The 11,101-nt window shown below is 58.1% G+C and carries 7 protein-coding genes and 1 tRNA gene; 4 read left to right on the forward strand and 4 right to left on the reverse strand.

Annotation, left to right across the window (positions count from 1 at the left end):
* Positions 1-96: 96 nt before the first annotated feature.
* The 3 genes from CAY35_RS08470 to CAY35_RS08480 all read left to right on the forward strand — a co-directional run bounded on the left by CAY35_RS08470 (position 97) and on the right by CAY35_RS08480 (position 4,830).
* On the forward strand, positions 97-1,284 hold the full coding sequence (locus CAY35_RS08470) for a YlbL family protein (RefSeq protein ID WP_146191959.1): 1,188 nt from the start codon (positions 97-99) through the stop codon (positions 1,282-1,284).
* A gap of 205 nt (positions 1,285-1,489) precedes the next feature.
* Positions 1,490-4,543: a UPF0182 family membrane protein gene (locus CAY35_RS08475; RefSeq protein ID WP_258265714.1), complete on the forward strand. Its 3,054-nt coding sequence runs from the start codon at positions 1,490-1,492 to the stop codon at positions 4,541-4,543.
* Positions 4,544-4,756: 213 nt separating this feature from the next.
* Positions 4,757-4,830, forward strand: a tRNA-Met gene (locus CAY35_RS08480).
* A 99-nt stretch (positions 4,831-4,929) separates the two neighbouring features.
* On the opposite strand, the gene CAY35_RS09640 is transcribed toward CAY35_RS08480, so the two are convergent.
* The 4 genes from CAY35_RS09640 to CAY35_RS08500 form a co-directional block, all read right to left on the reverse strand.
* A complete protein-coding gene (locus CAY35_RS09640; RefSeq protein ID WP_181377540.1) occupies positions 4,930-6,018 on the reverse strand; it encodes a hypothetical protein in 1,089 nt (362 codons plus the stop codon).
* Between the two features lie 665 nt (positions 6,019-6,683).
* Positions 6,684-7,031 carry a hypothetical protein gene (locus tag CAY35_RS08490; RefSeq protein ID WP_109304185.1) on the reverse strand — a complete coding sequence of 116 codons (348 nt, stop codon included), beginning with the start codon at positions 7,029-7,031 and terminating at the stop codon, positions 6,684-6,686.
* A 20-nt stretch (positions 7,032-7,051) separates the two neighbouring features.
* Positions 7,052-8,857, reverse strand: coding sequence for a Rep family protein (locus CAY35_RS08495; RefSeq protein WP_109304186.1), 1,806 nt, complete (start codon positions 8,855-8,857; stop codon positions 7,052-7,054).
* A 253-nt stretch (positions 8,858-9,110) separates the two neighbouring features.
* Complete coding sequence (locus tag CAY35_RS08500) at positions 9,111-9,350, reverse strand: helix-turn-helix transcriptional regulator (protein WP_258265715.1); 240 nt, start codon at positions 9,348-9,350, stop codon at positions 9,111-9,113.
* A gap of 383 nt (positions 9,351-9,733) precedes the next feature.
* On the opposite strand from CAY35_RS08500, the gene CAY35_RS08505 reads away from it, so the two are divergent.
* The gene (locus CAY35_RS08505; protein WP_181377541.1) at positions 9,734-10,828 is read left to right on the forward strand and encodes a tyrosine-type recombinase/integrase; all 1,095 of its coding nucleotides are present in this window, start codon (positions 9,734-9,736) and stop codon (positions 10,826-10,828) included.
* The last annotated feature ends 273 nt before the right edge of the window (positions 10,829-11,101 follow it).

The following is an 11,101-nucleotide window of genomic DNA, read 5'->3' on the forward strand; positions in this document are numbered from 1 at the left end:
GGGCGGGGGAGCGTGGGGTCGTTTCGCTTCTGGCACAGAGCCCGTTTGGTTCCGGCGAACGGCAGGCATGAAGGCGGGCTGTGTAGTCTTTTCTGTATGAGCACTGGCATGTCTGAAGTCCCGCACGCGGAGGGCCCGGAGGGACGGTCGTTGAGCGGCGACCAAGGGGAACCGCAAGCCACGACGCGTCGGCAACGTCGGCAGCGGCGGCAGCGCCGCGACGGCCGGCAACGGTATGGCGCGGGCGTCCAGTGGTTGTCGGGTATGGCGGCGATGGTTTTGTTGGTGCTTCCGTTTTCGTTGCCTACCGCGTACATGATTGAGAAGCCGGGGCCGGCAGTAGACACGGTGGGCGCGCTCGATGGCAAGGACATCATTTCGGTCGAGGGCCGCAAGACGTATGAGACGGATTCTTCGCTCGCGTTGACGACCGTGTCAGTTATTGGTGGGCCGGGCCGTCAGCCTACGGGCCTTGAGGCGCTGCTCGCCTGGGTGGATCCGGTTGCGGACATGCAGCCGCAGGAGTTTTATTACCCGCTGGGTGTCACGGTTGAGCAACGTAGCCGTGAGAGCAATCTTCAGATGACGAGTTCCCAGGTGACCGCTGAAGTGGCCGCGGTCAAGCACCTAGGGATCGATTTTTCGATGGAGACGCGCATCGTTGATTTCGCGGAGTCCTTTAACAATGGAGTGCTGCAAGCCAACGATGCGGTGGTCACCGTGGATGGTCAGCGCGTTTCGAGCGTGACTGAGGTCCAGAAAGCGGTCCAGGCCTCCAAGGCGGGAGATGACGGCGGCTCGGTTGAGCTGGGCATCGTACGCGATGGCAAGCAGATGAAAGTCACGGCCGCCACGAGGGTTTCGCCTGCTTCGGGTAAGCCGTCTTTGGGTGTTTATATCGCTGAGCATCCGCGGTTCCCGTTCAAGGTTTCGTATGCGATTGAGAACATCGGTGGCGCGTCTGCGGGCACGATGATGGCGTTGGGTTTGATCGATAAGCTCACCCCGGGTTCGTTGGCGGGGGATACGCAGGTGGCTGGCACGGGCACGATCGATGTGGACGGCAAGGTCGGCCCGATCGCTGGTGTTGCCCAGAAGATCGTTGGCGCGCGGAAGGCTGGCGCTGAGGTGTTCCTGACTCCGGAGCAGAACTGCGCGCAACTCAAGGGTCGGGTTCCGGATGGAATCAAGGCGTATTCGATGAAGACCCTGGATGATGCGGTGAAGATCCTCGAAGCGCTCGAGCAAGACAAGGAACCTGACGCACCACTGTGCGGTATTTAAACGAACAGCGCGGCATCTAGATGTCGCGGCGTGGAGCCTAGCTCGTATGTCTCCTCGGTAGAGCCGGGCCACGTCGTGTGGGCACAGCCTCAACGTCCGGTGTGTGTATGGTGTGAGCCGTTTGGCAGAATAGGAACATATGTGTCTGATCCCGAGCATGGCTTGGGCATCTGATGTGCTGTTCGTATTCGATTGAAGGATTGTCGTGACCTCAGGCCCCGCGTTCCCTTTCCCGTCCCGCGATTCTGGCGGGGGTGACAAGAATAGTTCCGGTTCACAGAATCGGAGTGAGAGCCCTAAGATCCCTGCGTTGCTACCCGCGCTGATTATTGTTGCGGCGCTCGTAGGGTTGTTTATTCTTTTCGCGCATTTTTACACCGACGTGCTGTGGTTTGATCAGCTCGGTTTCGGTAGCGTTTTCTGGACGAAGACTCTGACGCAGGTCGCTTTGTTCGCGATCGGTGCGGTGGTTATGGGCGGGGCTGTTTGGCTTCAGCTGAATAATGCGTGGCGTAAGCGTCCTAAGCGTCCAAGCTCGGCTGCCGGGCAGACGATGCGGATGTTGGAGGAGACTCCGATGTTCCGTCGCCTGGGTCTGATTGTGGTGCCTGTCCTGTTGGGTATTTTCTCGGGTGTCACGCTGACTTCGGGCTGGCAGGTTGTGCAGTTGTGGTTGCATAGGAAGCCTTTCGGTACGAAGGATCCAGAGTTCGGTTTGGACATCTCGTTCTTTGTGATGTCGTTGCCGTTCTTTGAGATGGTGGTTGCGTTCCTGATTTCGGTGACGCTGGTGAGCGGTATCGCTGGTGTGGTGGCGCACTATCTCACGGGTGGGGTTGCGTTCTCTGATTCGGGCAAGGTTTCGGTGACCCGTTCGGCGGGCTTGCAGCTGGGTATTTCTGGCGCGCTGGTTCTGTTGGCGTTTGGTCTGCGTTTTTGGCTTGAGTCTTACAGCACGGTTTTGAACCAGTTGGGCCGTGTCCCGGGTGCTTTGTATTCGGATGTTCATGCGGTGATTCCTACCAAGTTCATCCTTGCTGGTGCCGCGTTGATCGCTGCTGTGTTGTTTGTGGTCGCGGGTGTGCGTGGCAAGTGGCGTCTGCCGTTGATCGCTACCGCGATGTTGGCTGTCGTGGCGCTTGTGGCTGGTTTCGCTTTCCCTGCCGCGCTGGAGCAGTTCAAGGTCAAGCCTTCGCAGAAGTCGATGGAGCGTCCTTACATTCAGCGCAACATTGATGCGACGCGTGCGGCCTATGGCTTGGAAGATGTGAAGCTTCAGAATTACGACGCGAAGACTCAGCCTGAGAAGAACGCGTTGACGCGTGATGCGGCGACGACCACGAACATTCGTTTATTGGATCCGACTATTGTTTCGCCGACGTTTGCGCAGCTGCAGCAGCAGCGTGGCTACTACACGTTCCCGGACACGTTGGCGGTGGACCGTTACACGTTGGACGGTAAGTCTCAGGACACTGTGATCGCGGCGCGCGAGTTGGCTGTGAATTCGCAGACGGTGACGAACTCGTGGGTCAACCAGCACATCACGTATACGCATGGTTATGGCGTTGTTGCGGCGTACGGTAACAAGGTTTCCCAGACGGGTGACCCGCAGTTCATGTTGGAGAACATCCCGTCGCAGGGTGTCTTGGGTGACGATTCCACGTACGAGCCGCGTATTTACTTCGGCAAGTCTTCGCCCCAGTATTCGATTGTGGGCGGCCCTGAGGGATGGGAGCCGCGTGAGCTGGACCGTCCGGCAGGTTCGGACGGCAAGGGCGAGCGCCGTAATACGTTCTCGGGTGATGGTGGTCCGAACGTTGGTTCGTTCTTGAACAAGTTGTCGTATGCGATCAAGTTCGGTTCGATGGACATTCTGCTTTCGGGCGATGTGAACGCGGAATCGCAGATTCTGTATGACCGTCACCCGCAGGATCGCGTGAAGAAGGTTGCTCCGTTCCTCACGGTTGATACGGCGGCGTACCCGGCGATCATTGATGGCCGCGTGAAGTGGATTGTGGATGCGTACACGACCACGAATAACTACCCGTACTCGACCTCGCAGCAGCTGGGCGATGCGGTTCGTGACACGCTCACTCGCGCCCAAGGTGCTGGCGCGGATCAGTTTGCTGACAACGTGAACTACATCCGTAACTCGGTCAAGGCGACTGTCGATGCGTATGACGGTTCGGTTGATTTGTATGCATGGGAGCCGGACGAGCCTCTGTTGAAGGCGTGGTCTGGTGTGTTCCCGAACGCGATCAAGCCGATGAGCGAGATGTCGCCGAAGCTCATGGAGCACGTGCGTTATCCGGAGGACATGTTCAAGGTTCAGCGTGAGCTGCTCGGTAAGTACCACGTCGAGAAGGCTGATGACTTCTACGAGGGTAACGACGCCTGGCAGGTCCCGAACGATCCGACCGCTGGCGCGGAGAACCCGCCTAAGCAGCCGCCGTACTACATGTCGCTTCGTCTGCCGGGTGAGGATAAGGAGTCGTTCTCGTTGACGTCGAGCTTCATTCCGGAGCAGTCGGCGGGTTCGCGGAACCAACGTAACGTGATGTATGGCTTCATCGCGGCGAACGGTGATGCCGGCTCCGAGCCGGGCAAGATCAGTGAGGATTACGGCAAGATCACGTTGTTGAAGTTGCCTACGCAGACGACTGTTCCTGGCCCTGGTCAGGCTCAGCAGAACTTCAACTCGAACCCGTTGATTTCGAAGGATCTGAACTTGCTTTCGGGCGCGGGCGGTTCCACGAAGGTCATCAAGGGTAACTTGCTCTCCCTGCCTGTGGGTGGCGGTATTCTCTACGTCCAGCCTGTGTATGTTCAGTCGACGGGTGAGACGTCGTATCCGTCGCTGCGTAAGGTCCTGGTTTCGTATGGAAACTCGGTGGGCTACGCGGATTCGTTGTCGGAGGCTCTTGATCAGGTCTTCGGCGGCGACTCTGGCGCTCAGACCGGTGAGTCTGGTCCTATCAAGGGTGGCGGCTCGAAGGACGGCAAGGGCGGCGATTCCGCTCCGCTGGACGCGAACGCGCGACTTACGGATGCTTTGAACCGTGCGAACCAGGCCATCAAGGATGGCGAGGAAGCGCTCGGTAAGCAGGACTTCGCGGCGTACGGTAAGGCTCAGCAGGAGTTGCAGAAGGCGTTGGAGGACGCGACTGCGGCTGATGAGGAGTTGAACGGCACTGCGAACGATGCAGCTGATGGCGCCGCCGATGACGAGCAGGCAGATCAGCAGCCAGCTGATGAGTAAGCCGGCGGTTCAGCGTCCGATGCGGCAGCATCGTTGATCTGATGCGTGTGGGTGGGAACTCGGGTTGAGTTCCCACCCACAGCCAGTTAACGCGGTTTGCTTAGTTTGCTAGCGGGCATGTTTTGGTATCGGCAGAGTGACGAAACGCACGCTTGAATTGTTCACCTTCGATTTGCTTCCTGTTGTTGGGCTGTCCTATAGTGGAAAGCACGCCGCGGGGTGGAGCAGTTCGGTAGCTCGCCGGGCTCATAACCCGGAGGTCATAGGTTCAAATCCTATCCCCGCAACGAGAAAAACCCGGTATCTCAACGAAAAATCGCTGAGATACCGGGTTTTGTTTTGCCCAAAATGGCCCCAGGGGCCAGAAAAAGGGCCAGTTATTCTTCTTACAGGCTCATCCCATCGTCCTCACGCTGCAGAGCCTCGCTCGCCTCCATGACACGCGCGCGGTCTCTCACGAGCCGGTTCCCGTGAACACGCTCGACTTCGCGAACTTGCTCGGCCAGCATCTCAGAGGAGCGCGCAAACATCCGCTCGACACCAGCCTTCACGCGCTCGACCTTTTTCTGAGTTGCGTCGTCCACGTGTGGGCCGAGATGCTTCGCAAGATACCCCGCGCCCAACGTTGCGAAGCCTCTCGCTTGCTCGTCGGAGATCGAGGGTGCAGTCAAGGCCTTGTTGTAGAGCTCCTCTGCGAGAACCAGCTGTTCTCGCGCCACCCTCTGGAGGCGTTCAGCCTCAGCGATGCCCTGAGCGCGACCCTCCTGAAGCCCCTCAGCGTAGCCCTCACGGCGACCTTCCTCCCGTGCTGTTTCCCGTTCTCTTTTGACCTGCTTGCGAGCGAGATTGACGCGCACCATGTCATCGTCGAGACTCTCACGCTCAGCAGCGATTTCTTCGCGCATCTCGGCTAGCTCACCTCGATGCTTTGAGATGTCATTGTCGAAGTCACGGTGACGCTGCTGAAGCGCGCGTTTCGCGTCCTGCATCTCGGCATACACAGACTTCGAGTGCCCGGTCTCGTGTCTGAGTGGATCGACCTCACGCTCAATTTCCCAGCCGCGCTCGATCATCCACTCTTTGAGACCGTCGTGATACCTGCGGAACTTGGCCTGGCCGCTCATCTGTCGACCCTTGTCATCACGTACATCACGATGCGAACCATAGGCTCGGGAGAACTCAGTACGTAGCTGTCCCGGGCGCTTCGGATCAGGTGCAAACGGATCAGCGAGTAGCTGGATGTGCGGAGTAGATTCTGAGAACTGAACATCGGCTCCGAGGATCGCATCCCACCCGCCAGGAATCACCGCCTTCGCCAGGTACTCCACTGCGTCCTCGAAATAACGCATCGCCTCATCGTGGTCGCGTGCAACCCAGCGCGAGCGTCGCCCAACTTCATTGCCCTCGTCATCGAGAACAGGGTAAAAATCTTTGACTTCACGACACAAATTCTTCGGCAGGTGGAGAGCAAACATAGAGCTCGTCCAGGTACCACCGACCTCCTTTCCTGTCGCTGGATCATGTTTCGGTTCCTTTACTGGCGTGGATAGTTTTTCGAGCCGTTGCTCTCCGTAGGCGATGACCTCTTTCGGGTCTTCACACGGAACTAAATCACCCTGACCGTCATTCACTAGGGCGATGTTTAGGTGCTCATCTTCCACGACAATATTTGGGTTACGCGCGGCCCATCGAGCGATAGATTCTTCGCTCAGCTCGCGCATCATTTCATCGAGGATCGCGCCGCGCTCTCCGACCGCCTTTGTGTGCGTTACATGGAACCCTGTTCGTCCCACTTGGCTGCTCATCATCTCCTCCTCACTCGTCCACTTTGTTCTCTCGTTCGTTGGCGCAGTAGGGATGCAACCGGGGCCCCTGCTCACTGCGTTCGCTGCCCCTTCTCGCAGCCCCACTGCATCGCCGGGACAATGAGCTGGGACCCTGCTTCGCTGCCCACCCCATCGCCCCGGCGAACGACCCTCTGTCTTCCCGGTTCCCTCGCTTCGCTACCCGGCAAGACATAGTGTCTTTAACCCCGTAAAGACACTTCCGCTTCGCTCCAGTGTCACGGGGCTCCTGCGGAGGGCCGGGGGCTGAGGTCGAACCTGCGCTTGCTCGGTTCTTTCCACAGCCCCACAACCGGTCAGAACGATGGATGTACATCGTTATTACTGCCCGGTCCGTCGTAGCCTTCAGCTGAGGCCCACTGGGCCTCAGCATCCGACTCCTCCGAGGCGTCGCTCTCGGTGTTATTCACACCGAGAATTCGACGCATTTCATCAGCGATTGCAGGTTCGTTCAGAGTCTGAACGAGAGCCTGCAGCGCCTCCGTCGTGTCCGCAAAAACAAGAGCAGAAAGTGCCTCCCCGAGGGCGATTTTTGCGGACAACATTTCTTGCTTCTCCGCCTTCCTAAGCTTGCGCCGGAGGTCACGAGCTTCGGAGTTCTTGCGGTCCAGTTCTTGCCGAAGTTCGGCTGCGGTTTTAGTCATTGTCTTCACCTTCATTCTTGTTACAAGCTCCACGGTGATTTCACCGTGGACTTCTTCTTTTCTTCATTCGGTAGCACCGCCACGAAACCCCCGGCGCGGGGAACCGTAACGACGCGACCCGTACCCCCATCGACGATTTCATCTGATGGGGAAACACTGACGACCTCTAACATCGAGATCCGGTCTAGTTGGCCTTCGCGAGCTAGCTCTGCACTACGCATAAAACGTGCGGCTTCTCGATCAGCGCGAGCCTTTTCCTCTTCCTGCTGACGTTGCTCTTCTGCCAGTCGCTGGCGCTCTGCCTCCGCCGCGCGAGCCTGCTCCCGCTCCTGACGGCGCGCTCTTTCAGCCTCGAGCTCTTCTGCACTTGGTGGCGCAGGGAGAGCAGCCTGCTCTTTCTGCTTTTCTGCCTCTAACGCGAGATGCTGATCGCGCTCTGTCTCTGTGAGCGAGCACATCGATGCCCAGTCAGGGGAGTCGGAAAAATTTACATCTTTTGAGGCATCTGCGAGGTGGCCCATGAGCGCGCCAACTGCGCCCTCTGCGCTATGCGTCACCGTCTCGAGCTGACCAAAAGAAAGATCGAGAGTCTTCCGGTACTCACCCGTGCCCAACGTGATCGAGCGGGCGTCATCGAGACGACCCATAGTCGAAACTTCGTACTGGCGCTCGCCATCGACATGGTGGACCTGCACCTGAGCGGATAGCCTGCGGATGAATTGATCGAGCGCTTCGTCCACCGAGCCTTTGGCCCGCGTGTAGTAAAAGTACTCTTCGGGTGGGATGGTGGCGGTCAGGATAATCAGTCGTGGTGCCACTTCCTCCTTGTTGGCATAGCGAGCGCGCGCAGGCGATACATTCACCGGGTCGAGCAAAAGAAGCCAATCGTTGGCTTCCATCGCTGAGCCGCGCAAATCATCAAGGAGAATGACCTCCTGACCCTGCCAGTTATCGAGCGGGTTGGCTGTCGCCGCGCGGTATACGCTCCAGCGTTCCCCACCGTGGCGAGCCATCGTAATCGCCTGAGCGATGAATTTATTCGCCACGGCAGTTTTGCCCGTGCCCGCATGGCCATAAATAAAGAGAATGGTGGTTTGAAAATCTCCGTTCCGTAGCTTCGCAGCGGCTCTATATGCGCGCCGCTGACCGTAAGCGGCAAAAGCGTCATCGAGCAAGCGTTTATGTCGTGAGTACACTTCGAAAAGTTCGTCGGTGAGCACTACTTGTTCGTGAGAGATTTCGCCAGTCAGAATCTGATCGCGGAGGTACTCCACTTCCATCTTGGCTACCAGCTTCTTTACCTGCGCCGCGCCTTTACGCCATGCGACCTGCTTTTCTGCGAAGATCTCTACATAATCGCGGCCGCAGAGCGTGGCAACTTCTTCGGCTTGGTATTGATGCTTGGCAGGGTATTTCGCGTGGATGAGATAGGCCAACATGTTGTCGAAGGCATATCGACCAGACTTCCCCTTTTCCACGTACTGCGGTTCCACCCCGAGCGCCATTGCGATTTGCTCCAGGCTGGCTGAGCCCTTACGGTCAACGAATTTCACCAGTCCATGAACATGCCTTGGCTTGAGCTCCAGTACATAATCGCGCGACGCCCCATCCCAGACCTCTCTCATATCTTGGTCGTGGATGATCGCGTAGGATGATTCGATTTTGCACCCGATATCCTCTAGGCGCTGCACTAGGTGAGCGCCTAGCTCTTGAGCGTTGCTATCGAGGAGCGCGGCCGAACCCGGATCGGTTGCCCAGCTCCAATAGTCAGCCTTGAGTTGCTGAGTGTAAGCAATCAGCAGGGGATTGTTAACGCGAGCCGTCATCGCAGATCACCCCCGTGAAGGGGATCATTTAGACGAAAACCGTCTAACTGATACACAAATGACGCACTAAATGACGCACCGAAATCACGCGGTTTCATGACCTGGCTGAGGGGGGCCTGACGGCCCAGAATGCCGCGAGTTCTCGCGGTTTTTTGAAGTGCGCCGCAGTTGACAAGCCCCTGCGGCGCACGCGTTAAGTTGTCATTTAGAGCGAAAATCGCACAAAACTCTTGAGCGGGGAAAAACCGGGTTTTCATCGCGCCACCGCCTTTGAATCGGCGGTTTCAACGCGGTTCGCGTCGAGCCACGCGTGGAGGTCATCGAGCCGGTAGAGAGTTCGGCTGTGGACCTGGCCAACCCGAACAAAAGCGGGGCCAATCCCTTGAGTTCTCCAGTTAGCGAGGGTTCGCGGGCTCACGCCCAGCATCACTGCAGCTTCGTTGGCTGCGACAGAGAGAGTAGTTGTGTTTTCGAGCGCCTTCTGAGTAGGCATAGTTCACCCCTTGGGTGAACCTCGCCATGTCGGTCTAACGGCCCCCGCCCGCCATATTGGTTCGTCTGCTTCTGCTTGGCGAAATCCTCAGAGTCCGGTCGCTTGCTCTCTGTACCGGCAGTTTCTCAGCCTTGGAATTCTTTAACTGAGGCCCGCTTCAGCCTTGGCGCTTGTTGTATAAGTTTGTGCGCCAATCCTATCGCGTCTGTCAACTCGACGCAACTCCGGGGTTGATATGCTCTGCTAACCTTGACTTGAACCTATGACGGAAAGGGCCATTTATGGGACGGGTAGCGCTCAAACCGGGCGAGCATACGGCAGGGCAGATCAAGCCGGAACGACAGTCGAACGGCAGTTACCACGGACGCTTCTCACTGCGTCTCATGGACGGGAAGACCATCAGGCTCAAAGTCACCGCCCCGACCGTGGGTGAGTGGAGGACAAAAGCTATAGCCGCAGCAGAAGAAGCGCTCAGGGCCGCAGGCTCAGCTGGAACCTGGAAACCCACCTCACAGATGAGTCAGTACATCGAGCAGGTCAGCATGCCCGCTGTGCAGGCAAGCGCGCTCAGGGATCGTTCGAAAGCCAAGTATGAGCATCTGCTAAACATCCTCAGAGAGGAGTTCAGGGGATACTCAATCCACGACGCGACGAGGTTCCGCCGACTGGAAACGGTGCTCAAGGACATCGCGCGGGAGCGGGGAGCGGAGTCTGGACGAAATGCGCGGAACGTGTTGAGCAAGTGGGTCTTGCAACAGCTCATCCGGGATGAGGTGATCGTCGCCAACCCACTCGCAGGCATGTCGATCGACCTCGGTGCGGCTAAAAAGACCGGTAAGGCCCAGGGCGGCAAGGCCCTTACCTCCGACGAGTACGAGCGGGCGCTGGACTACCTCCTCTCGCTGGACGTTGAGGACGTACCCGCCCCGAAGCGGGGGCGCTTCACCACGGCAGACCGAGTGGAACACCGCCGAACGACGGTCGAGTTGACCCTCCTCCAGGCAACAACCGGTTTCAGAATCGGTGAAGCCCTTAGTCTCCGCCTCGATGAAGTCGAAGATGATGGGCAGCAGATCACTGTCACGGTACCTGCTGAGCGTTCCAAGACCCACCGGGGGCGTACGGTGCCCGTGCTTGACGCTCGCGTGGCTCAGAGGCTCAGGGAACGCGTGGAGCGCCGTCAAGAGGGTGTGCTGGTCTTCCCGGCCCCAGCAGTGCCCGACAGTGCGTGGGATCAAGCGAACGCTCAGAAAGCCGTCAAGAAGCTTCTCGGTGAGGTAGCGAGCGAGTGCTCGATCCCGGTGCTAACCGAGGTCTCCTCCCACGTCTGGAGGGCGACGCTCAACACCCGTGCGATGAACGCGGGCGTACCTGCCGAGACCCGAGCAGCGTATTTCGGCCACGACGCCGAGGTTAACCGTACGGCGTACACCGACGTACGAGACACATCCGGCCTCGTCGAAGCGCTCAGCAGATGAGAATCAAGGGGCCATTTACGGGGCCATTTATTCCGGGATACATCGCGTCAGTAAGCGCAACTCCAGTACACTAGACGGCGCTATTTCCGCTTATAATCAGGGAAAAAGACGGATGTTGTCAGGGGTAACGACTTATACGGTCGAATACCCCGGAGGTCAGAGGTTCAAATCCTCTCCCCGCAACGAGATAACAGCCCCAGATCAGGGATTCACTGATCTGGAGCTGTTCTGTTTAAACTCCGGAGCGCCTATGGGGCTTAAGGGCTTAAGGGG

The sequence above is a fragment of the Pseudoglutamicibacter cumminsii genome (assembly GCF_003143995.1).
In the GTDB taxonomy this organism is placed as follows: domain Bacteria; phylum Actinomycetota; class Actinomycetes; order Actinomycetales; family Micrococcaceae; genus Pseudoglutamicibacter; species Pseudoglutamicibacter cumminsii_B.